Here is a 22,038-nt window from a genome sequence, read left to right on the forward strand (position 1 = left end):
CTCCAGGAGTTCACCGTGCCCGAATTCCCCTCGCTGAACCGTCGTTCGTTCCTCTCGGCCGCAGGTGCGGTCTCGCTCGGCGCGCTGCTGGGCGGGTGTGGTTCCAGCACCGCGCCCGCCGCCACCGCCCCGGTCAGCCAGGCCGACATCGACAAGGCGATGTCCACCCCGACCGAGCTGACGTTCTGGACGTGGGTGCCCGACATCGACCAGGAAATCGCGTTGTTCCAGCGGAAGTACCCGGCGATCAAGGTCAACGCGGTCAACGCGGGCCGGGGTACGCCGGAGTACACCAAGCTGCGCACCGCGTTGCAGGCCGGCACCGGCGCACCGGACGCGGTGCAGATCGAGTACCAGTACATCCCGACCTTCACGATCAGCGACAGCCTGCTCGACCTGCGCCCGTACGGCGCGGAAGGGCTGCGGGACCGGTTCGTCGACTGGACGTGGGGTCAGGTCACCGGCAGGAACGGTGAGGTCTGGGCGATCCCGCAGGACACCGGCCCGATGGGCATGCTGTACCGGCAGGACATCTTCGACCAGCACGGCATCAAGCCACCCGCGACGTGGGACGAGTTCGCTGACGTGGCACGGAAACTGCACGCCGCCGACCCGCAGGTCTTCCTCACCAACCTCGCGGGCAACCAGGCACCGGCGTGGCACGGCCTGATGTGGCAGACCGGGGCCAAGCCCTACCAGCTCTCGGGCGCGAGCGACATCAGCATCAAGGTGAACGACGAAGCCTCGAAGAAGCTCGCGAAGTTCTGGGGCGGTCTCGCCCAGGAGGGCGTGATCGGCACCGAGGCCGACTTCACCGACGGCTGGTACGCCGCGCTGAACAACGGCAAGTACGCCACCTGGATCACCGCCGCGTGGGGACCGGTCTTCCTCGCCGGGGCCGCGAAGTCCACCGCCGGCAAGTGGCGGGCGGCGCCGTTGCCGCAGTGGGACACCGCCAAGCCGGCCTCCGGCAACTGGGGCGGCTCGACCACGGCCGTGGTGAAGTCGACCAAGAACCCGATCGCCGCGGCGATGTTCGCGCAGTTCCTCAACAGCGACCCGGAGAGCGCGAAACTGTTCGCCACCAAGCAGTTCTTCTTCCCCGCGACCAAGGCGCTGCTCGCCGACCCCGCCTACGTCGGTGACAAGCCCGAGTTCTTCGGCGGCCAGGAGGTCAACAAGGTGTTCGCGGACGTCGGCTCGACGGTCGACAAGACGTTCGGGTGGCCGCCGTTCCTCGACCAGGTCGTGACGGACTGGACCGAGACGGTCGGCAGGTCGCTCACGGCGAAGACCGACACCGTGGCGGCGCTCGACCAGTGGCAGTCGCGGATCACCACGTTCGCCCAGGGTCAGGGTTTCAGCGTCCGATGACCACCGTACCGTCCACAAAGGATCGGCGTGGCGTGGCCGGACTGCTGTTCGCCGCGCCGTTCCTGGTGTTGTTCGTCGTACTGTTCCTCGCTCCCCTGGCGTACGCGGGATACCTCAGCCTGTTCCGGACGAGGCTCGTCGGCGGGACGACGTTCGTCGGACTGGCCAACTACACCAGGGCGCTCGCCGATCCCCTGCTGCTGCGGGGCGTGCTGCGGGTCGCGACGTTCTTCCTGATCCAGGTGCCGGTGATGTTGTTGCTGGCACTGCTGTTCGCGCTCGCGCTGGACAGCGGCCTGATGCGGCTCGCCCGGATCGTGCGGCTCGGCATCTTCGTGCCGTACGCGGTGCCGAGTGTCGTCGCCACGCTGATGTGGGGCTATCTCTACGGACCGGACTACGGGCCGTTCGCCCAGCTCAGCCGCGCGGTCGGCCTGGCGGTGCCGAGGTTTCTCAGTGAGAGCTGGATGCTCGGGAGTCTCGCGAACGTCGTGACGTGGGAGTTCGTCGGCTACAACATGATCATCCTGTACGCGGCGCTGCGCACGATTCCCGGCGACCTCTACGAGGCGGCGGCGATGGACGGGGCGGGCCCGTGGCGGATCGCCTGGTCGATCAAGCTGCCCGCGTTGCGGCCCGCACTGCTGCTGACGCTCATGTTCTCGGTGATCGGCAGCTTCCAGTTGTTCAACGAGCCGAAACTGTTGCAGCCCATCGCTCCTGACGTCATCGACAGCGCCTACACCGCGAACCTCTACGCCTACTCGCTGACGTTCATCGGGCAGCAGTCCAACTACGCGGCGGCGGTGTCGTTCCTGCTGGGCCTGGTGATCGTGGTCGTCTCCTACGTCGTGCTGCTGACCGCGAACCGCAGGAGGACCTCGTGAAGGCCCGCCTGAAGACCCGCAGCACTCCGCTGACAGTGGCGATGCTGGCTGTCCTCGCCTACTTCCTGCTGCCGCTGTTCTGGCTGGTCGTCGCGTCCACGAAGAGCACGGAGGACCTGTTCACGACGTTCGGGCTGTGGTTCTCGGACGCGCCGCAGTTCCTCACGAACCTCGGCCGCACGCTCACCCACGACGACGGCGTGTTCGTCCGGTGGCTGCTCAACACCGTGATCTACGCGGTGGTCAGTGCCTCTGGCGCGGCGCTGCTCGCCGCCGCGGCCGGGTACGGGTTCGCCAAGTTCCGGTTCCGCGGCCAGGGGATCATGTCCAGCGCGGTGCTCGGCGCGATCATGGTGCCCACGACCGCGCTGGCCGTCCCGACCTATCTGCTGTTCGCACAGGTGGGTCTGGTCAACACGCCGTGGGCGATCATCCTGCCCTCGCTGGTCAGTCCGTTCGGCTTCTACCTCATGCGCGTCTACGCGCAGGACGCGGTGCCGGACAGTCTCCTGGAGGCGGCCAGGCTCGACGGCGCGAGCGAGGTCCGGATCTTCTGCCAGATCGGGGTGCGACTGCTGGCGCCGGGCCTCGTCACGGTCGTGCTGTTCACGCTCGTGGCCACCTGGAACAACTACTTCCTGCCGCTGATCATGCTCAACGACCCGCACCTCTACCCGGTGACGGTCGGGCTCGCGTCGTGGGCGGAACAGGCAGCGGGCGGAGGCGCCGGCGCGAACGGCGACATGCTCACGATGCTGCTGACCGGCTCCACGCTCTCCATCGCACCGCTGGTGGCGGCTTTCCTGCTGCTCCAACGGTACTGGCAGTCCGGTCTGGCGACCGGCGCCGTCAAGGAATGACTGTCGAATCGGAGGTTCTGCCCATGGCGGTTCTGCCCGCCCGCGTGCTGTTCGGCGCCGCCTACTACCACGAGTACCAGCTGCGCGACCGGCTCAAGGAAGACCTGGACCTGATGGTGGAGGCGAACTTCACCGTCATCCGGGTCGGCGAGTCGGTCTGGTCCACCTGGGAACCGGAGAACGGCAGGTTCGACCTCGAGTGGCTGCAGCCGGCACTGGACGGTGCGCACGAGCGCGGGATCTCGGTGATCCTCGGGACCCCCACCTACGCCGTGCCGCCGTGGCTCGCCAGGCAGTACCCGGAGATCACCGGCGAACGGGCCACCGGGCAGCGGATCGGCTGGGGTGCCCGGCAGGAGGTCGACTTCACGCACCCGGCGTTCCGCTTCCACGCCGAGCGGGTGATCCGCGCGATCGTGGCCCGGTACGCCACGCACCCGGCCGTCATCGGGTTCCAGGTGGACAACGAGCCGGGCAACGAACTCCTGCACAACCACGGCGTGTTCCAGCGGTTCGTCGACCACCTGCGCGAGAAGTACGGTGACGTCGAGACGCTCAACCGCGAGTGGGGCCTCGTCTACTGGTCGCACCGGCTGTCCACCTGGGCCGACCTGTGGACGCCGGACGGCAACTTCCAGCCGCAGTACGACGTCGCGTGGCGGGAGTTCCAGGCCCGGCAGGTCACCGAGTTCATCGCCTGGCAGGCCGGCATCGTGCGCGAGTACGCCCGCCCCGAGCACTTCGTCACCACGTGCATCTCCTACACCCGCCGCGCCGTGGCCGACGACGAGCTGAGCGCGAGCCTCGACATCGCCTCCGGCAACCCGTACTACGACATGCAGGACGGCCTCGCCCTGCCGGACCGGACTCCCGACGACTTCGAACAGAAGTGGAAGACCACCGGCGTGTGGGCGTTGTTCCAGACCGCCGACTGGATGTTCTCCTCGCGCCAGGAACCGTTCCTGGTCACCGAGACCAACGCCGGTTCCATCGGTCATTCCTGGGAGAACCGCCCCGCCTTCGACGGCCAGTGGCGGCAGGCCGCGTGGGCGCTGGTGTCCCGGGGCGCGCGCATGATCGAGTACTGGCACTGGCACACCCTGCACTTCGGCGCCGAGACCTACTGGGGCGGAATCCTGCCGCACAACGGCAAACCGGGCCGCGCCTACGCCGAACTGGCCGCGCTGGGCGCCGAGTTCGACACCGCCGGAGCGCTGGTCGCCGGGCTCGAACCGGACGCCGACATCACCATGGTCTACTCGACGCCCAGCAAGTGGCTCATGCAGAAGTACCCGCCGTTGTCCACTTCGGACGGAGAGCCGGACGCCGCCTCCTACCACCGGATCATCGACCCGTTCTACCGCGGCGCCCTGGACGCGGGCCGGCAGGTGCGGCTGGTGCACGCCGGGCAGCTGAGCGACCGGATGATGCCCGAAGTGGCCGCCCTGACGCATCCCGTGCTGATCGCGGCCGGGTTGTACGTGGTGGACGACGAGACGATCGACTGGCTCGCGGCCTACGCCGAGGCGGGCGGTCACCTGGTTCTGGGGCCGCGCACCGCGTACGCCGACCACGAGGCCCGCGCCCGGCCCGAGATCGCGCCGGCCCGGCTCGTCGAGGCCGCCGGAGTCCGCTACGACGAGTTCAGCAACCTCCGCGCGCCGCTCCCGGTGCACGGCCTGACCGAGCACGCCACGGCGACGCACTGGGCCGACGGACTCACCGTGATCGACGCCGAGGTGATCGCGCGGTACGACCACCCGCACTTCGGCCGCTGGCCCGCCATCACGACTCGCGCGCACGGCAAGGGACGCGTGACGTGCGTCGGCACCGTGCCCGGACGCGACCTGGCGCGCGCGCTGGCCGAATGGCTGGTTCCCCTGCCGGTCAGCGGATGGCGGGATCTACCGGCGTCCGTCACGGCGTCCACCGGCACCTCCGCCGACGGACGCCGCGTGCACGTCCTGCACAACTGGAGCTGGGAACCCGTGCGCGCCAAGGCACCCGCGGGGCTCACCGACGTCTTGGAGGGCGGTTCCGCCCAGACCGGCGAAGAGCTGGAACTGGGTGCGTGGGACGTGCGCGTGTTCGTTGCCGATTCGACAGAGTGAGGAGCACACGATGTTTTCCCTGCAAAGACACCGCACGTGGCTGCTGACGGTGTTGCTGGTCCTGGTGGGAGGCACGCTCAGCGCGTCACCCGCCCTCGCCTACGGTCCGTCGGTGCTCGTGGCGCCGTCCGGCGACTGCACCCGCCCGTACTGCTTCACCTACGCCAAGTCCGCGCAACTGCCCAGCGGCCGCCTGGTCGCCACGTACGAGGACAACAACCAGCCGCTCGAGAACATGACGTTCCCGATCTGGAGCAGCACCGACGACGGCAGGTCCTGGTCGCGCCGCGCCAAGGTCGCGGACACGTCGCCGCGCAAGTGGGGCAACTGGACCAACCCGCACCTTTACGTGCTGCCCCAGCGAATCGGCACCATGCCCGCGGGAACCCTGCTGCTCGCCGGCATCTCCTCGCCGCCGGACCGGTCGGCGACCGCGATCCAGCTCTACCGCAGCAACGACGAGGGCGCGACCTGGCGGTGGGTCAGCGAGGTGGCGCTCGGCGGTGGCCAGTGGGGCAGCCCGAACCCCAAACCGATCTGGGAGCCGTACCTGTTCGCGGCGAACAACCGGCTCACCGTCTTCTACTCCGACGAACGCGACAAGGACGACCACGACCAGAAGATCGTGCACCAGACGTCGACCGACGGCCTGCGGTGGGGCCCGGTGGTCGAGGACGTGGCGATGGCGGACCGCGCGCTGCGACCGGGCATGCCGATCGTGACGCGCATGGCCGACGGCCGGTACCTCATGGTGTTCGAGATGGTCGGGCAGCCGGACACGCCCAACAACTTCAAGATCTCGGCGGACCCGGAGTCGTGGAACGCCCTCGACGGCGGCACGACGATCGACCACGGCGGCAGCCCGATGGTGATCACGCTGCCGAACGGGCGGCTGGTCTACAACTCCCACGGCTCCGGCGACGTACGGGTCAACACCGGCAACGGCAGCGGCCCGTGGACGCCGGTGCGCACGACCATGCCCACGGGCTACAGCCGCATGCTGCAGCCCGTGGCGGGCACCGGCCGAGTGCTGATCCTGTCCGTGGAGGGCTTCTGGGTCAACGCGCGCAACACCGTCCGCTACGGCGACGTCGACCTCGGAAACTCGGCCGGCGCGTACTACAAGCTGGTGAACCGCCAGACCGGCAAGGTGCTCGACACGCTGCAGGCGAGCCTGCAGGACGGCGCCGACCTGGTGCAGTGGGCCGACAACGGCGGCGCGAACCAGCAGTGGCACGTGACCGACACCGGCAACGGCTACCGCACGTTGTTCAACCGCAACAGCGGCCGCGTCCTGTCGATCTGGGGCACCAGCACCGCGGACAACGCCCGCGCCGTGCAGTGGGTCGAGAACGCCGGTGCCGACCAGCAGTGGCAGCTCGTGCCGGTCGGCGCCTACTACCGGCTGGTGGCAAGGCACAGCGGCAACGCGCTGTCGGTGCTCGACAGTGCGGGCTCGGACGGCACGCAGATCGTGCAGCGGCCCTACAACGGGTCGCTCGACCAGCAGTGGCGGCTCGTCCGGGTCAGCTGAACCAGCAGAAACGAGGTGTTGACGTGTCCACAGCGACTGCGTAGATATGTCTACGCAGTCAGAGGGAAGGGCGAAACCCGTGAAGTTGTCCGCGCTCGTTGTCTTGACGTGTCTGGCTTTCTTCACGGGAGGCCCTCCCCCGAGCACGGCGTCTCCCTCCGCCGAGGTCGGCGGGCTCACCGCCAACGGCAGGGTCGACCCCCTCGGGATTCCGGGGGCCGCTCCGGAACTGGGCTGGCAGTCATCGTCCTCGCGCAGGGCGATGACCCAGACCGCGTACGAGATCAGGGTCGGGTCGGCGCCGGGCAGGGCCGACGTGTGGCGCACCGGGAAAGTCGTGTCGTCACAGCAGGCCGGCGTGTCCTACGGCGGCCCGGCGCTGGCGTCGGCGACGCGGTACCACTGGCAGGTCCGGATCTGGGACGACCGGGGTGTTCCGAGCGGGTGGAGCGCTCCCGCGTGGTTCGAGACGGGGCTGCTGTCCCCGGCGGACTGGGGAGCGGCGGCCTGGATCGGCAAGCCCTCCCCCACCTACGCGCAGTGGACGGACTACACCTCGACCGTGCGGTTCCGGTTGAACAACACGGCGTTCGGCACGTTCCTGCGCGCGAAGGACGCCAACAACGCCTACATGTGGCAACTCAACGTGGGCACGTCGGCGGACGCGGTGCCGATGCTCCGGCCGCACCTGCGCGTCAACGGCAACTACTCGGTGCTCGCCGAGATCGACCTGCGGCCGTTCGGCTTCACCCGCGCCGGACTGCTCGCCGGCACGCACACCGTCGCCTACACCGTCGAGGGCAGCGTCGTCCGGACCGTGCTGGACGGCATCGCGGTCGACTCGCGCACCGTCTCGGACTTCCCCGTCGGGCGGCCGGGCCTGCGCACGTTCGACAAGGAGTCGGTGACGGTCACGTCGTTCACCGCCACGAAGCCCGACGGCACCGCGCTGGCCGACACCGAACTCGCCGTCCCCAACCCGTTCACCGGCGGCAGCCTCGGCGACCACGAACTGACCGTCACCGGTAGCACCGACGCGCTGCTGGACGGCCGCGACGCGTACGAACCCCTGCTGCGCACGTCTTTCCGCACCCAGCAAGGGAAGAAGGTGGCGCAGGCGAGGATCTACGCGTCGGCGCACGGCGTGTACGAGCTCACGGTGAACGGCCGCAAGGTCGGCGACCAGTTCCTCGCGCCGGGCTACACCGAGTACACCAAGCGCATCCAGTCGCAGACCTACGACGTGACCGGTCTCGTCCGCGCGGGCGCGAACGGCTTCGGCGCGGCGCTGGGCGACGGCTGGTGGGCGGGCAAGGTCGGCCTGGCCGGCAAGGCGCAGTACGGCACCGACCTGTCCGTGATCGCACGGCTGAAGATCACCTACACCGACGGCCGGGTGCAGTGGGTCGACACCACGCCGGACTGGCGCTGGCACGCCGGTCCGTTCGCGGCGACCGACAACCAGATCGGCGAGACCTACGACGCGCGGCTGGAGCAGCCGGGCTGGGCGGAGGGCGGGTTCGACGACAAGGCGTGGCAGCCGGTCGTCCAGCGGTCGTCACAGGTTTCACCCTCGCCGCAACCGGACGAGCCGGTCCGCCGGACCGAGGTCCTGAAGACGGTGGCGGTCACGAAGCCCGCCGACGTGACGATCTACGACCTCGGCCAGAACATGGTCGGCGTCGCGCGCGTGAAGATCACCGGCAAGGCCGGTGACACGGTGCGGATCCGGCACGCCGAGGTGCTCAACCGCGACGGCACGATGTACGTCGAGAACCTGCGGGCCGCCACCGCCACGGACTACTACCGGTTCGGCCGCGACGGCACGATCACCTACCAGCCGACGTTCACCCAGCACGGTTTCCGGTACGTGGAGATCACCGGAGCGCGCACGCCACCGGCCGCGGCGGACGTGCAGGGCGTCGTCTGGGGATCCGATCTGCGCCGCACCGGAACGCTGCGCACCTCCGACGGCATGCTGAACCAGTTGCACAGCAACGTCACCTGGGGCGCGCGAGGCAACTTCCTCTCGATCCCGACCGACACCCCTGCCCGTGACGAGCGGCTGGGCTGGACCGGTGACATCAACATCTTCGCGCCGACCGCGTCCTACCTCAGCGACATGCGGGCGTTCCTGGGCAAGTGGATGACCGACGTGCGGGACGAGCAGAAGGCCAGTGGCTCGATCCCCGCCGTCGTGCCGTCCACCAACGGCGCGTTCGACGAGAGCGGCGTCGGCTGGGAGGACGCGATCATCACCGTCCCGTACGCCTTGTGGCACGCCTACGGTGACACGCAGGTGCTGCGGGACAACTACGAGGCGATGAGCCGGTTCTTCGCCTACGCCAGGGCGAGCACCGGGCCGGACAACCTGGAGACCGGGCGGCTGACGTTCTTCACCGGAGACTGGCTGAACCTGGACGACCCCTCGAACCAGGGCGTCCTCGGCACCGCGATCTGGGCGCAGGACGTGCGGATGATGGCCGAGATGGCCAAGGCAGTGGGACGCGACGCCGAGGCCGCCGAGTACGCCCGGCTCTACGAGGACGTGCGCACGGCGTTCACGAACGCCTATGTCGCCGCGGACGGGACCGTGCTGGGCAACTCGCAGACCGGGTACGCGCTCGCGCTCGGCATGGACCTCGTCGTCGGTCAGGACCTCAAGTCCCGTGCCGGCGCGAAGTACGTGGCGAAGCTCGCGCAGAGCGACAACCACCTCAGGACCGGGTTCATCGGCACGCCCTGGCTGCTCCCGGCGCTGTCCAACATCGGCCGCGACGACCTGGCGTACACCCTGCTGTCCAAAAAGGACTATCCATCGTGGGGGTACGAGATCGGCAAGGGCGCCACGACCATCTGGGAGCGCTGGAACTCCATCCAGCCCGACGGCTCGTTCGGCCCGGTGGACATGAACTCGTTCAACCACTACGCGTACGGCGCGGTCGCCGACTGGATGCACCAGAACATCGGCGGCATCCGGATCAAGGAGGCCGGTTACCGCAGGAGCGTGATCGAACCGCACCTCGGCGGCGGCCTCACGCACGCCGAGGGCAGCATCGACACCGTCTACGGCAAGCTGTCCAACGCGTGGTCGCTCAACGGCACCGCCCTGACGATGACCGTCACGGTGCCCGCGAACACCACGGCCGAGATCGTGATCCCCACGGCCGACGCCCGGTCGGTCACCGAATCGGGCAGGCCGCTGCGTAGTGCCGCCGGAGTGCTTGGCGTCGTTCAGGATGCGGCGGGGAAGGTGACCGTGACCGCCGGATCCGGCCGGTACGTCTTCACCGCCCGCGTCCCGGCTTAGGCACAATGCCGGGTCGGGCGCCTGCAAGTACTACCAAGTCATGATCATCGAGCGCACAACTACTACCAACTGGGCTGCTCAGGGCGTGGCGAGCGTTCCCACGGCTGGTCCTTGGCCGCGCCGTCGACCACATTGCGCAGAGGCATCGCCCGCTCCCGTCTCAAGTCTGTTGCGACGCACCTGAACAGCCGCAATGCCTTAACCGACCGGCATTGGGCTTAGGCAGCCTGCGGTGGGAGGTGCCGGCAGTACCTCCCACCGGACGGGATGACGGGCGCGTCGTCAGGGCATCGCTTCGAGCTCGTCCAGCCAGGAATGACCTGGATGCACCCGCTCCAGCCACTCCGCGAGCAGGCGTCGCCGCCGCGGACCGAGCAGCCGTACGACGCCGTCGAAGTCCTGCTGGTCCTTCGGCCGGACTCCCTTGGCCTTGAAGAGCAACACGAGTTCCGGTACGAGGTAAGGGATCCCGGCCGCCGTGCGTTCGATGATCACGTCGTACGGCAGCCGCAGGTCCTCGTCCCGCCGGCAGATCCACAGCCCGTCGTCGTGCGGCTCGCGGAAGACGTCGCACAGGTAGTGGCCTGTCGCCGGGTCCCGCAGCCAGGTCTGGTGTGTCGTGGCCAGCACGTCGGCCCGCGCGTCGAACCAGACGAGTCCCGCGGACGCCACGTCGAAAGCGAATCCGGGAAAGCGGTCCCGGATCTCCGCGAAGCCCGCCGCGGGCACGGCGATCTCCAGGTCACCGTGCGGGCGGGTCTGCTCCCCTCGGAACAGGTCGAGCGCCCACCCTGCCGCGACGTACCAGGGTGTGCGCACGCCCTCCAGCCGCCGAGCGACCTCCTCTGGCCGCCACGCCTCCGCCCAGCGGGCTTCCAGTTCACGGTCGTCGAGCTCAACTCCTTGCGACGACTGGAAGTCCTTCATCGGTGTGCCCCTGTCCGCAGCGCCGCGCCTCGTGGTGGGCCGCCATGCGCACGGGTGCGTTGACGACACCGAACCCACGGTAGCCACCGATCCGCTGGACCACTTCGAAGAACACCCTCGCGCCCGCGAGTTCGGTGTAGAAGTGCAGGTATTCGCCGTGCTCGTCGCGGTCGTACAGCACCGAGTGCTCGCGCAACGCGCTGATGCGTTCGGCCGGCAGACCCGTCCGTGCCGCGAGATCGTCGTAGTAGTTGCCAGGGATGTCCAGCAGCCGCGCACCCGACCGCCGCAGCGCCTCGGCGGAGGCGACGGCGTCGGTGCAGGTGAACGCGATGTGCTGCGGCTCCTGCACCGCGGGCGCCCAGCCCCCGCGGCGGACCAGTGCGGCATCGAGCGTGAGCCGGACGCCGCCACCGCTCACGCCGCGGCCGCGCACCAGCCCGAACGGCGCCGCGAACTCCGCGGTGGCACCGGGTTCCAGGCCCAGCACCGAACGGTAGAAGAGCGTGGCCTCGTCGAAGTTGTCGAAGGGCTGCGTCAGCGCGACGTGGTCGATGCCGGTGATCCCCGCGCCGGGAGCCGACTCCCCGGTCGGCACGAAGTCGCCGAGCCAGTCGTCGTTGGAGCACAGGAAGATCTGCGTTCCGTCGGGGGCGGCGATCGCGGTCAGCGGCGCTTCGCCGGGGCCCGCCGTCCGCGACAGCGGTGGTGCGAGCAGGACCTGCGCGCGCTGCGCCGCCGCTGCCGGGTCCGGCACGGAGATGCCGAGCGCTCCGATCGCGCCCGGCTCGCCGTCCGCGTTGACCAGCACGCGCGCATCGCCCTGCGTCCACAGCTCCACCGGCTTCGAGCGGTGGACGCCCGCTCGGGTGAAGCCCAGCGCGGCCAGGTTCGACTCCCCCACGACCTCGGCGAAGGCGTACCCGTCCGCGACGGGTGCGGCCGGGACGTCCAGCAACCCCAAGGAGTCCTTCAGGCTGACCAGTGACCGCATGGCGTCGACCGCGGCCCGGTACGGGTCGGACTGGCGGAACACGTCGTTGAACACTTCGAGCGAGAGCGGTCCGCGATATCCGGCGTCGAGGACGTTGCGGGTGAACGTCTTCAGGTCGAAGTCGCCCTGGCCCGGGAAGAGCCGGTGGTGCCGGCTCCACTGCAGGACGTCCATCGGCAGCGTCGGCGCGTCGGCCAGCTGGAGGAAGAAGATCTTCTCGCCGGGGATCGCGCGGATCGCCCGTGGATCGTCCCCTTTGGACAGGATGTGGAAGCTGTCGAGGCAGACGCCGAGTGCCGGGTGCGCGGCGCGGCGCACGATCCGCCACGCGTGTTCGTAGCCGTTGACGAACCTCCCCCACGCCAGCGCCTCGTAGGCGATGCGCAGACCCCGTTCGCCGGCACGCGTGGCGAGCAGGTGCAGCTGTTCGGCCGCGAGATCGTCGTCGTCGATCGCGTCCGGCGACACCGACGAGCACACCAGCACGGTGTCCACGCCGAGTTCGGCCATGACGTCGAACTTGTGCTCGGCGCGGCGCAGGTTGGCGGCGAGCACGTCCGGCGGCACCGCCTCGAAGTCGCGGAACGGCTGGTACAGGTCGACGCTCAGGCCCAGGTCGGCACAGCGCCGCCGGATCTCCGCCGGACCGCGGCGGGTCGCGAGCAGGTCGTTCTCGAACAGCTCGACGCCGTCGAACCCCGCCTGGGCGGCCGCGGCCAGCTTGTCGTCGAGCGTGCCGGACAGGCACACGGTGGCGATGGCGGTACGGAGGTCAGGACGCATGAGCGGGTTCTCCCTCCAGCTCCTCGAAATGCGCGAGCATCCGGTCCGCGTCGGGTTCGACGCCGGTGAACAGCCGCAACGACTCCCCTGCCTGGAACACCACCATCCCGCCGCCGTGCAGCACCCGGCAGCCCCGCGCCCGCGCGGCCGCGAGCAGCGCCGTCTCCAGCGGCCGGTAGACGATGTCGGCGACCCAGAGTTCCTCGCGCAGCAACGACTCGTCGATCGGCAACCCGGGATGCGCCGCCATGCCGGTCGGAGTCGCGTGCACGAGACCGTCGGCTGCCGCGACGGCATCGGGCCCGCACAGCACCGCCCGGTCCGCGCCGAACCTGCGTTGCAACGCCGCCACCAGCCCCGCACCGCGGCTCAGGTCGACGTCGTGGACACCCAGCCGGGCAGTGCCCAGCGACAGCAGCGCGTGGGCCACCGCGGCGCCCGCCCCGCCCGCGCCGAGCAGGACGACGTTCTCCATCCTGGCGTCGGGCAGGCCACGGCCGAGACTGCGCGCGAAGCCCGTGGTGTCGGTGTTGTGGCCGATCGCCCTGCCGTTGTCGAAGACCACGGTGTTGACAGCGCCCAGCGCGGCGGCCTCCGGAACGATCTCGTCCAGGTGCGGCAGGATCGTCTGCTTCACCGGATGGGTGATGTTCAGCCCGTCGAACCCCTCTGCCCTGGCCGTGGCGAGCACGTCCTCGACCGGCCGCCCGACGACGTCGAGGTCAAGCAGGCGGTAGGTGTAGCGCAACCCGAGCTCACCGGCCTCGCGCTCGTGCAGCGCCGGACTCAGCGACGGACCGATTCCGGACCCGATGAGCCCGATCAGGTAGTTCGTCACCCGACCTCCCACGTAATGTACGAACTAGTGAGTTAACGCTAGCGCACTGGTCCACCCGCAGCAAAGGGCTGCACTAGAGTTGGCTGGTCGTCCGCAGATCGAAGGGGGCCCGGTGGCCGCACCGTCAGCCGATGCCGAGCGCCAGCGGGACAAGGACCGCACGCGCGCCGACATCCTGGACGTAGCCACGCGGGAGTTCGCGGACAAGGGCTACACAGGTGCGCGGGTCGACGAGATCGCGGAGCGCACCAGCACCACCAAGCGGATGATCTACTACTACTTCGGCGGCAAGGAACAGCTCTACATCGCCGTCCTGGAGCGCGCCTACCTGGCGATCCGGGCCCTCGAAGCCGAACTCGACGTCGAGCACCTCGAACCAGAGGACGCCATCCGCCGGCTCGCGGAGCTCACGTTCGACCACCACGAGGCCCATCCCGACTTCATCCGGCTCGTCAGCATCGAGAACATCCACCGCGCCGAGCACATCGCGCGCTCGGAAGTGCTGGCGGGCCTGGCGAACCCGGCGCTCGACGGCCTGACGCAGATCCTCGAACGAGGCCGCGCGGCCGGCCGGTTCCGCACCGACGCCGACCCGCTCGACGTGCACATGGTGATCAGCTCGTTCTGCGTCTTCCGGCTCGCGAACCGGCACACGTGGGCCGCGATCTTCGGCAGGGACATGCTCGACCCCGCTCGCCGCGAGCACTACCGGCGCATGCTCGGTGACATGCTGATCGATTACTTGACCAGCTAAAACAAACTCTTGACACGCGGGGGTGACATATCCGACCTTGTGTTAACTAACTAGATCGTACATCGGAGTACGCCGTGACCACATCGATGGCCCGCAAGACTGCGCTGGCAGCCTGGATCGGCAGCGCCCTCGAGTACTACGACTTCTTCATCTACGGCACAGCCGCTGCACTGGTGTTCAACAAGGTCTTCTTCCCCGCCGCCGACCCGGCGACGGGGACGCTGCTCGCGCTCGCCACGTTCGGGGTGGGCTATCTCGCGCGGCCGCTCGGCGCGTTCGTGCTCGGGCACGTCGGCGATCGCTTCGGCCGCAAGAAGGTGCTCGTCTTCACGCTGCTGCTGATGGGCGTGGCGACCTTCGCCGTCGGTTGCCTGCCCAGCTACGCCACGGCCGGCGTGCTCGCGCCGATCCTGCTCGTGGTTCTCCGGCTGCTGCAGGGACTTTCGGCGTCGGGCGAGCAGGCGGGCGCGAACTCGATGTCACTGGAGCACGCGCCGGAACACCGCAGGGCCTACTTCACCAGCTTCACGCTGAGCGGTACGCAGGCCGGCCAGATCCTCGCCACGGCGATCTTCCTGCCGGTGGCCGCGCTCCCCCAGGAGGACCTGCTGTCGTGGGGCTGGCGCGTGCCGTTCTGGTGCAGCGCGGTCGTCGTGGTCGTCGGGCTGATCATCCGCCGCAAGATCGACGAGACCGCCGTCTTCAAACGTGCCGAGGTGGCCAAGCTGCCGGTCGCGACGTTGTTCCGCAACCACTGGGCGGACGTCCTGCGGGTCGTCTTCGCGGCCACCATCGCCTCGGTCAGCACGATCTTCACCGTCTACGCGCTGAGCTACGCGGTGAACACGATCGGGCTGGAGCGCGCGTCCATGCTGTGGGTCGGCGTCCTCGCGAACCTCGTCGCGCTGTTCGCGATCCCGTTGCTGGCACGGCTTTCCGACCGGATCGGCCGCAAACCCGTGTTCCTCGCGGGGTGTGGTGCGTGCGCGATCCTGATCTTCCCGTACCTGTGGTCGATCTCCATCGGCTCGTACGGCCTGGTGCTCGCGATCGGCATCCTGCTGTTCGGGGTGGCCTACTCGGCGACCAACGGTGTCTGGCCGTCGCTGTACGGCGAGATGTTCAGCACCGAGGTCCGGTTGTCCGGCATGGCGATCGGCACCCAGTTCGGGTTCCTGCTCGCCGGTCTCGCGCCCAGTGTGGTGTCGGCGATCGGCTCCGGCCGCGAGGACTGGGTCGGGGTCGCGATCTTCACGGCGGCCGTGTGCGCGCTGAGCGCGACCTCGATCGCGACGGCGCGCGAGACGTTCCGGCGTCCGACCGCGGAACTCGGGCGCTCGGTGCGGGAGTCAGCTGTTCCCGCCGCCGCCAAGGCCTGACCGGTCCACCACGCGATGAGGCCCGCGCGACGGCGCGGGCCTCACGCGATGACCTCGCCGGTGCGGGCCGCGCGCTGAAGACCCCAGTCGTAGAGGGCCTGCAGCGCCGGCCCGAGGCTCCTGCCCTCGTCGGTCAGCGAGTACTCGACGCGCGGTGGCACCTCGGTCCGCGAGACCAGGCCCGCGTCCTGCAGTTCGCGCAGCCGCTGTCCGAACATCTTCTCGCTGATGCCGGGAACCTTGCGGCGCAGCTCGCCGTAGTGATGCGGCTTTTCCTTGAGGTGGGCCAGGATCACCGCACGCCACTTGCCACCGATGACGTCGAGGGCGAGCTCGACCGGACAGTGGTACATGGGAACTCCTCACCAAAAGGTGCGTACTTGCCGGACTTCACGCGTGCTGCTGGAGTGGGCGCCGTGATCAACGACGAGTCAACACCTTCTCTCTACACCTGGGCGGGCGGCGCGGACGCGTTGCTGCGCCTGACCGAGGCGTTCTACCGCAAGGTCGCGCAGGACGAGCTGCTGGCGCCGGTGTTCGCCGGGATGGACCCCGACCACGCGCGGTACGTGGCGCTGTGGCTGGGCGAGGTGTTCGGCGGACCGGCCGCGTACACCGCCGAGCGCGGCGGTTATGAGTTCATGCTGGCCAAGCATCTCGGCCGGGCCATCACCGAACAGCAGCGCCGCCGCTGGCTGAACCTGATCATGGACGCGGCGGACGAGGTGGCGCTGCCGGACGACCCGGAGTTCCGCGCCGCGTTCGTGTCCTATCTGGAGTGGGGCACCCGGCTGGCGGTGCAGAATTCCGCGCAAGACGCCAAGCCCTTCCACGGGGCGCCGGTGCCGAAGTGGGGCTGGGGTGTGGCGCCGCCGTACGTCAAGGCACCGTGAGCGCGGCCGTCACCGGTCCGCGCGGCGTTCCCGGAACGCGATCATGTTCATCCGGTTGCCGCACCGCACGCTGCAGAACCGCTTGAGGCCGTTGCGGGACAGGTCCAGCAGCAGGCCGGCGCAGTCGTCCGCCGCGCAGATCCGCAAGCGGTCCATCTCGTTCATCCGGATCACGTCGATGAGGGCGAGCGCGGCCTCCACCCGGATCCGTTCGGCCAGCGGGGAATCAGGCTCGGTGGCGTGTATGTGCCAGTCCTGCGCGTCGTGCCGCACGAGGTACGGGAGTGCTTTGGCGTCGCGGAGCATCTTGTTGACGACTTCGACCGAGTCGTCGCGGCTGAGGGTCCACACGTGCCTGAGCAGCGCGCGCGTGGCGTGGACGTCGCGCAGTTCCGCCTCGTCGTGGTCGATGCGGCCGGTGAAGGGGTCGCGGTCCAGGAACGCCGTCAGCTGGTCGACCGTGGCCAGCTCGTCCTCGCCGCTGCGGGACGCGGACGGATCGGTGTTGCACAGGCTCACCACGAAGGCGAGGTTCTCCTCCGTGTCAGGGGCAAAAAGCAAGTTGACTCCTTACCGGGGGCCGGCCTAGCGTCAGGGGTGTCAACGAGGTTAGACCATGACATGGCGCGACGCAGGGAGGCGAACATGGGGATTGAGCGGAGATCCACCGGCCTGATCGCGGCAGCGGTCTCGTTCATCTCGTTCGGCACCTCAGGCGCGTTCGTCAAACCCCTGCTGGACGCCGGTTGGTCGCCGACCGCCGCGGTCACGGCCCGTGCGCTCACGGCCGGTCTCGTGCTGCTGCCGTTCGTCGTGATGTCGTTGCGCGGCAAGTGGGACCTGCTGGTGCGGGCCTGGAGGTCCGTGCTGGGCATGGGACTGGTCGGCGTGGCGGTCACCCAGGGTCTCTACTTCGCCGCCATCCAGCGCATCCCGGTGGCGACCGCGCTGCTCATCGAGTTCCTCGCGCCGCTGCTCCTGGTCGGGTTCACCTGGGCGGTCAGCCGGCGGACGCCCGCGCCCGTCGTCCTGGTCGGATCGGTGCTCGCGGTCGCGGGGCTGGTGCTCGTGATCGGGCCCGGCGCACTCCAGGCCGTGGACCCGATCGGCCTGGCCTCGGCGTTCGGGGCCGCCATCGGGTGCGCCGTGTACTTCGTGATCGCTGCACGCCCCAACGACGGCCTTCCGCCGGTCGCGCTCGCCGGGTCGGGACTGCTGCTGGCCGCGCCCGTCCTGGCGCTCGCCGGGGCGAGCGGTCTGCTGCCGTTCACCGCCGAGTTCACCGACCTGTCCCTGCTCGGCGTCACCACGGCCTGGTGGGTGCCGCTGCTCGTGGTCGCCGTGATCGGCACGGCGCTGGCGTACGCGACCGGCATCACCGCCTCCGGCATCCTCGGCTCGCGCCTCGCGTCCTTCATCGCGTTGCTGGAGGTCGTGTCCGCCTCCCTGTTCGCCTGGCTCCTGCTGGGTGAGGGGCTCACTCCGTTGCAACTGCTCGGCGGCCTGCTGATCCTCGGCGGCATCGCGTCGGTCCGGGCCGAGAAACCGGAGCCCAGCCCGCTCGCGGTGTCGAGGCACTAATGGGTTGTCGCGGCCTAGTTGTGCTCCCGGTTGTGGATGAAGGGTCCCTTCATCCACCTCAGGTCGATGAAGGGTCCCTTCATCTACGGGGCAAGCGCCAGAACTAAGCCGCGACGCGGCACTAGGCATCTCGCACACCGGTTTGTACAACGACCTCGCCGAACTGAAGAAGGACCAGCCGTGACCACCTTCATCCCCGAAGCCGAGTCGGCCGCCCTCGTCGACGACGAACTGGCGCTGGCCGCCGCCAGGGAGGCGTTCCTCGCCACCACGACCGGATCGACCTTCCCGGTCGTGATCGGCCACTCCTCCGTGCCGCACAACAGGTTCACCCTCAAGTCCGGCTCCGCGGGCGACCTCGCCGGCGTGAAGATCGGCAGCTTCTGGCCGGACAACACCGAACTCCCCCGCCACAGTTCCACGATCGTGCTCCTCGACCCCGCCACCGGCAGGCTGAGCGCCGTCGTCGAGGCCGCGACCGCCAACGCCTACCGCACGGCCGCGGCCGACGCGCTCGCCGTCGACACGCTGGCCCGCACCGACTCCCGCACGCTGACCGTCATCGGAACCGGGCACCAGGCGCTGCACGAGGTCCGCGCGGTCAGCCGGGTGCGCCCGATCGCCCGCGTCCTGGTCGTCGGCCGCCGCGCCGACGCGGCACTCGCGTTCACCGCGGAAGTGACCGCCCAGACCGGTCTTCCGGCCGAACCGGCCGACGCCAGGGCGGGAGTCTCCGCGGCGGACGTGCTCGTCACCGCCACGACCGCGCGCGAACCGTTGTTCGAGGCCGAGTGGGTGCGGCCGGGCACCCACATCTCGGCCATGGGCGCCGACGGACCGGGCAAGCAGGAGCTGCCGCCCGCGCTGTACGACCGCGCGTCGCTGTTCTGCGACCTGCCGGAACAGTCCCGCGCCATCGGCGAGTTCCAGCACGCGTCGGTCACGCCCGTCGCACTCGGAGCGGTGCTCGCCGGTGCCGCCGCGGGCCGCACCTCGGCCGAGCAGATCACCGTGTTCGACAGCTCCGGCTTCGCCCTTCAGGACCTCACTCTCGCCGCCGCCCTGCTGCGCCGCTCGTCAGGAGCATCCGAGTGACGCCGCGACGGCTCAGGCGTAGGCGACCGCGACGTCCACGATCCAGGTGACGCCGAACCGGTCGGCCAGCATCCCGAAACCGGGCGCCCACTGCGCCGGACCGAACTTCTCGATCACCGTCGCGCCGTCGGCGAGTCCTTCCCAGATCGGGGCGACCTCCTCGACGCTCTCGCCGCGCACGGACAGGAAGAACGGCTCCGCGGTGATCGTGGTGCCGTTCTCCCGCCGGGTGGTCGGCTCGCCGGCGACGATCGGCTCGTCCGCGCCGGGCACGTCGTAGGCCATCACGCGGAAGCCGTTGTCCGCGACGACCTCGCCGAACACCACGTTCGTCGCGCCGGGCACCTCGGCGGGCATCCCGAAGTCGCCGTAGGTGACGACGGTGAGCTGCCCGCCGAAGACGGACCGGTAGAACTCGAGCGCCTCCCTGGCCTGGCCGCGGAAGTTGAGATGAGGTACTGCGTTCAGTGACATAGGTGCACGATGTCAGCGGTAGCGGACAGGGAACGTCCGCTACTTGTGCCAGGCTGAGAACATGCCGATCGCCACGTCGACGACCACCTCGGGCCGCCTGCTGTCGTTGCTGTCCCTGCTGCAGGTCCGCCGCGACTGGCCCGGCGCGCTGCTGGCGCAACGGCTCGCCGTCAGCGAACGGACCGTGCGCCGCGACGTCGACCGGTTGCGCGAGCTCGGCTATCTCGTGCACGCGGTCAAGGGCCCTGACGGCGGGTACCGGCTCGAAGCGGGCAGCCAGGTGCCGCCGCTGCTGTTCGACGAGGAGCAGGCGGTCGCGCTCGCCGTGGCGCTGAGGATCGCCGTCGGCACCGGAGCGGGCATCGAGGAGGCCGCCGCGCGGGCGCTGGCCACCGTGCGGCAGGTCCTGCCGCCCCGCCTGCGTCAGCGCGTCGACACGTTGGAGATCGAGTCGTCCGGCCACGGCCCCCAGGTGGACACCGACCTGCTGCTCGCGGTGAGCAGCGCCATCCGCGCCTGCGAGGAACTGCGCTTCGACTACAGCGCGCCGGGCCGCACCGACTCCGCACGACCGCCGCGCCGCGTCCAGCCGCACCACCTCGTCGTCCGGGCAGGCCGCTGGTACCTCGTCGGGTGGAGTCCGGAACGCGAGGACTGGCGGACGTACCGCGCCGACCGGATGGCGCTGCGCATCCCCAACGGACCGCGCTTCACGCCCCGGCAGGTACCCGGCGGCGACGTCTCGGCGTTCCTGACCGCCCGGTTCCAGGGCTCGGACACCACCGCCTGGCCCTGTCGCGGCGAGGTGATCCTCGACCTGCCGCTCGCGGACGTGGCGCCGTTCACCGGCGACGACACCGCCGAGGAGGCCGGTCCGTCCCGCACCAGGCTGCTGACCGGCTCGTGGTCGTGGGCCGCGCTCGCCGCGAGACTGGCGCGCTTCGACACCGAGATCGAGGTGGTCGGACCGCCCGCCCTGCGCGCCGCCTTCGCCGACCTGTCCCGCCGCGCCGCGCGGTCGGCTCAGGGCGAGCGGTAGACCTCGGGCAGACCGGCGGCGGTGACGAGGGCGGGGTTCTCGAACTTGACGGCACGGGAGAACCGGCCGTCGACCAGGGTCAGCACCCACAGGCAGTCCGCGCGCAGTTCACCGGACGCGTCCCGGCGGTACCCGGCCATGGCGGGCTGGCCGTTGGCGCGGGTGGGCACCAGTCGCACGTTCCCGACCATGGAGGCGAAGGCGCGTTCCAGGAACGGAATGCACACATGCACGCCCTTGAACCACACCGGGTGCGGCACGGCTTCCAGGCTGAAGTCGTCGTGGATGACGGCACGGATCGCCACGGCGTCGCCGGTTTCGAACGCGGTGACGTACCGGTCGAGCAGCGCGCGTTCGAGCTCCAGGTCCGGTGCCTCCAGCCGCTCGCCCTCCAGGTCCAGCTCGTCGAGCCGCCGGCGGGCCCGTTGCAGCAGGCTCTTCACCGCGGGAACGCTGACGTCGAGCGTCTCCGCGATCTCGGCGGCGGACCAGGAGAGCACCTCCCGCAACAGGAGCGCCGCACGTTGCCGCACCGGCAGGTACTGCAGTGCCGCGATCAACGCCAGCCGCACCGACTCGCGCAGCACGACCACCTCCCCCGGCTCGTCCTCGTGGCGGGACAGCACGGCGTCGGGCAGCGGTTCGAGCCAGGCGATGGACTCGTCGCCGTGGACGTGGACACCGGGGTCGGTCGCCGGCGCGCCGAGACCGGCGGGGAGCACCCGCCGGCTCCGGTGGCTCAACGCGGTGACGCAGGTGTTGGTCGCGATCCGGTAGAGCCACGTCCTGACCGACGACCGTCCCTCGAAGCGCGCCATCCCGCGCACCGCCCGCAGGTACGTCTCCTGCACGACGTCCTCGGCGTCCTGGTAGGAGCCGGTCATCCGATAGCAGTGCGCCACCAGCCCGTCCCGCAGCAGGCCGAACTCTTCGTGCAGCCGCACGCTGGTCAACGGTGCCAATGTCTCAGCAGACACGTCTCACTCCCCTCGACTCTCCATTGGACACCGCGGGGCGGCGAAAGGAATCGCTACCGCACGAGATTCATCTCGGCGACGAGCCGATCGAGCGCGCCCCGCAACCCGTCCGCGCCTGCCCGGCAGAAACGCGGACCGATCGCTACCGCACGAGATTCAACTCGGCGACGAGCCGATCGAGCGCGCCCCGCAACCCGTCCGCGCCTGCCCGGCAGAAACGCGGACCGA

19 protein-coding genes are annotated in these 22,038 nt (G+C 69.8%); 12 read left to right on the forward strand and 7 right to left on the reverse strand.

What is annotated here, in order from left to right:
• The first annotated feature begins 15 nt into the window (after positions 1 to 15).
• The 6 genes from B0F77_RS06540 (at position 16) to B0F77_RS06565 (ending at position 10,076) form a co-directional block, all read left to right on the forward strand.
• Complete coding sequence (locus B0F77_RS06540; protein WP_211293691.1) at positions 16 to 1,374, forward strand: ABC transporter substrate-binding protein; 1,359 nt, start codon at positions 16 to 18, stop codon at positions 1,372 to 1,374.
• Positions 1,371 to 2,261, forward strand: coding sequence for a carbohydrate ABC transporter permease (locus tag B0F77_RS06545; RefSeq protein ID WP_086661874.1), 891 nt, complete (start codon positions 1,371 to 1,373; stop codon positions 2,259 to 2,261). Before B0F77_RS06540 ends, B0F77_RS06545 begins: the two co-directional genes overlap by 4 nt.
• A gap of 41 nt (positions 2,262 to 2,302) precedes the next feature.
• Positions 2,303 to 3,121: a carbohydrate ABC transporter permease gene (locus B0F77_RS06550; RefSeq protein WP_086662088.1), complete on the forward strand. Its 819-nt coding sequence runs from the start codon at positions 2,303 to 2,305 to the stop codon at positions 3,119 to 3,121.
• Between the two features lie 23 nt (positions 3,122 to 3,144).
• Positions 3,145 to 5,232 carry a beta-galactosidase gene (locus tag B0F77_RS06555; protein ID WP_086661875.1) on the forward strand — a complete coding sequence of 696 codons (2,088 nt, stop codon included), beginning with the start codon at positions 3,145 to 3,147 and terminating at the stop codon, positions 5,230 to 5,232.
• A gap of 10 nt (positions 5,233 to 5,242) precedes the next feature.
• A complete protein-coding gene (locus tag B0F77_RS06560; protein ID WP_086661876.1) occupies positions 5,243 to 6,766 on the forward strand; it encodes an RICIN domain-containing protein in 1,524 nt (507 codons plus the stop codon).
• Positions 6,767 to 6,869: 103 nt separating this feature from the next.
• Entirely contained in the window at positions 6,870 to 10,076 is a 3,207-nt protein-coding gene (locus tag B0F77_RS06565; RefSeq protein WP_245847862.1) for an alpha-L-rhamnosidase, read from the forward strand.
• A gap of 282 nt (positions 10,077 to 10,358) precedes the next feature.
• Here B0F77_RS06565 and B0F77_RS06570 read toward each other — a convergent pair whose 3' ends face one another.
• The 3 genes from B0F77_RS06570 to B0F77_RS06580 are packed head-to-tail and all read right to left on the reverse strand — an operon-like array spanning position 10,359 to position 13,618.
• Complete coding sequence (locus B0F77_RS06570; RefSeq protein ID WP_086661878.1) at positions 10,359 to 11,003, reverse strand: nucleotidyltransferase domain-containing protein; 645 nt, start codon at positions 11,001 to 11,003, stop codon at positions 10,359 to 10,361.
• Positions 10,972 to 12,780, reverse strand: a complete 1,809-nt coding sequence (locus B0F77_RS06575) for a bifunctional sugar phosphate isomerase/epimerase/4-hydroxyphenylpyruvate dioxygenase family protein (RefSeq protein WP_086661879.1) — start codon at positions 12,778 to 12,780, stop codon at positions 10,972 to 10,974. Before B0F77_RS06575 ends, B0F77_RS06570 begins: the two co-directional genes overlap by 32 nt.
• Positions 12,770 to 13,618, reverse strand: coding sequence for a shikimate dehydrogenase (locus B0F77_RS06580; protein WP_086661880.1), 849 nt, complete (start codon positions 13,616 to 13,618; stop codon positions 12,770 to 12,772). Before B0F77_RS06580 ends, B0F77_RS06575 begins: the two co-directional genes overlap by 11 nt.
• 112 nt (positions 13,619 to 13,730) lie before the next feature.
• Between B0F77_RS06580 and B0F77_RS06585 the strand changes: the two genes are divergently transcribed.
• Together B0F77_RS06585 and B0F77_RS06590 are read left to right on the forward strand one after the other, a co-directional pair.
• Positions 13,731 to 14,372, forward strand: coding sequence for a TetR/AcrR family transcriptional regulator (locus B0F77_RS06585; protein WP_086661881.1), 642 nt, complete (start codon positions 13,731 to 13,733; stop codon positions 14,370 to 14,372).
• Positions 14,373 to 14,446: 74 nt separating this feature from the next.
• Entirely contained in the window at positions 14,447 to 15,751 is a 1,305-nt protein-coding gene (locus B0F77_RS06590) for an MFS transporter (RefSeq protein ID WP_086661882.1), read from the forward strand.
• A gap of 41 nt (positions 15,752 to 15,792) precedes the next feature.
• Here B0F77_RS06590 and B0F77_RS06595 read toward each other — a convergent pair whose 3' ends face one another.
• Positions 15,793 to 16,104 carry a winged helix-turn-helix transcriptional regulator gene (locus B0F77_RS06595; protein ID WP_086662089.1) on the reverse strand — a complete coding sequence of 104 codons (312 nt, stop codon included), beginning with the start codon at positions 16,102 to 16,104 and terminating at the stop codon, positions 15,793 to 15,795.
• A 27-nt stretch (positions 16,105 to 16,131) separates the two neighbouring features.
• On the opposite strand from B0F77_RS06595, the gene B0F77_RS06600 reads away from it, so the two are divergent.
• Positions 16,132 to 16,644, forward strand: coding sequence for a group II truncated hemoglobin (locus B0F77_RS06600; RefSeq protein ID WP_245847863.1), 513 nt, complete (start codon positions 16,132 to 16,134; stop codon positions 16,642 to 16,644).
• A gap of 9 nt (positions 16,645 to 16,653) precedes the next feature.
• On the opposite strand, the gene B0F77_RS06605 is transcribed toward B0F77_RS06600, so the two are convergent.
• On the reverse strand, positions 16,654 to 17,205 hold the full coding sequence (locus B0F77_RS06605; RefSeq protein ID WP_086661884.1) for a CGNR zinc finger domain-containing protein: 552 nt from the start codon (positions 17,203 to 17,205) through the stop codon (positions 16,654 to 16,656).
• Between the two features lie 84 nt (positions 17,206 to 17,289).
• Between B0F77_RS06605 and B0F77_RS06610 the strand changes: the two genes are divergently transcribed.
• Both B0F77_RS06610 and B0F77_RS06615 read left to right on the forward strand, forming a co-directional pair.
• A complete protein-coding gene (locus B0F77_RS06610) occupies positions 17,290 to 18,225 on the forward strand; it encodes an EamA family transporter (RefSeq protein ID WP_086662090.1) in 936 nt (311 codons plus the stop codon).
• Between the two features lie 180 nt (positions 18,226 to 18,405).
• Positions 18,406 to 19,320 (forward strand): ornithine cyclodeaminase family protein, encoded by a 915-nt coding sequence (locus B0F77_RS06615; RefSeq protein WP_245847864.1) that lies wholly within the window; start codon positions 18,406 to 18,408, stop codon positions 19,318 to 19,320.
• Positions 19,321 to 19,332: 12 nt separating this feature from the next.
• Here the strand turns inward: B0F77_RS06615 and B0F77_RS06620 are convergent, their stop codons facing one another.
• Positions 19,333 to 19,794 carry a VOC family protein gene (locus B0F77_RS06620; protein ID WP_086661885.1) on the reverse strand — a complete coding sequence of 154 codons (462 nt, stop codon included), beginning with the start codon at positions 19,792 to 19,794 and terminating at the stop codon, positions 19,333 to 19,335.
• 61 nt (positions 19,795 to 19,855) lie between these two features.
• On the opposite strand from B0F77_RS06620, the gene B0F77_RS06625 reads away from it, so the two are divergent.
• On the forward strand, positions 19,856 to 20,833 hold the full coding sequence (locus tag B0F77_RS06625) for a helix-turn-helix transcriptional regulator (RefSeq protein WP_086661886.1): 978 nt from the start codon (positions 19,856 to 19,858) through the stop codon (positions 20,831 to 20,833).
• On the opposite strand, the gene B0F77_RS06630 is transcribed toward B0F77_RS06625, so the two are convergent.
• Positions 20,818 to 21,810 (reverse strand): RNA polymerase subunit sigma-70, encoded by a 993-nt coding sequence (locus B0F77_RS06630; protein WP_086661887.1) that lies wholly within the window; start codon positions 21,808 to 21,810, stop codon positions 20,818 to 20,820. The two genes, B0F77_RS06625 and B0F77_RS06630, sit on opposite strands and share 16 nt — an antisense overlap.
• Between the last annotated feature and the right edge of the window lie 228 nt (positions 21,811 to 22,038).

It is taken from the genome of Lentzea kentuckyensis, assembly GCF_002150765.1.
Taxonomy (GTDB): domain Bacteria; phylum Actinomycetota; class Actinomycetes; order Mycobacteriales; family Pseudonocardiaceae; genus Lentzea; species Lentzea kentuckyensis.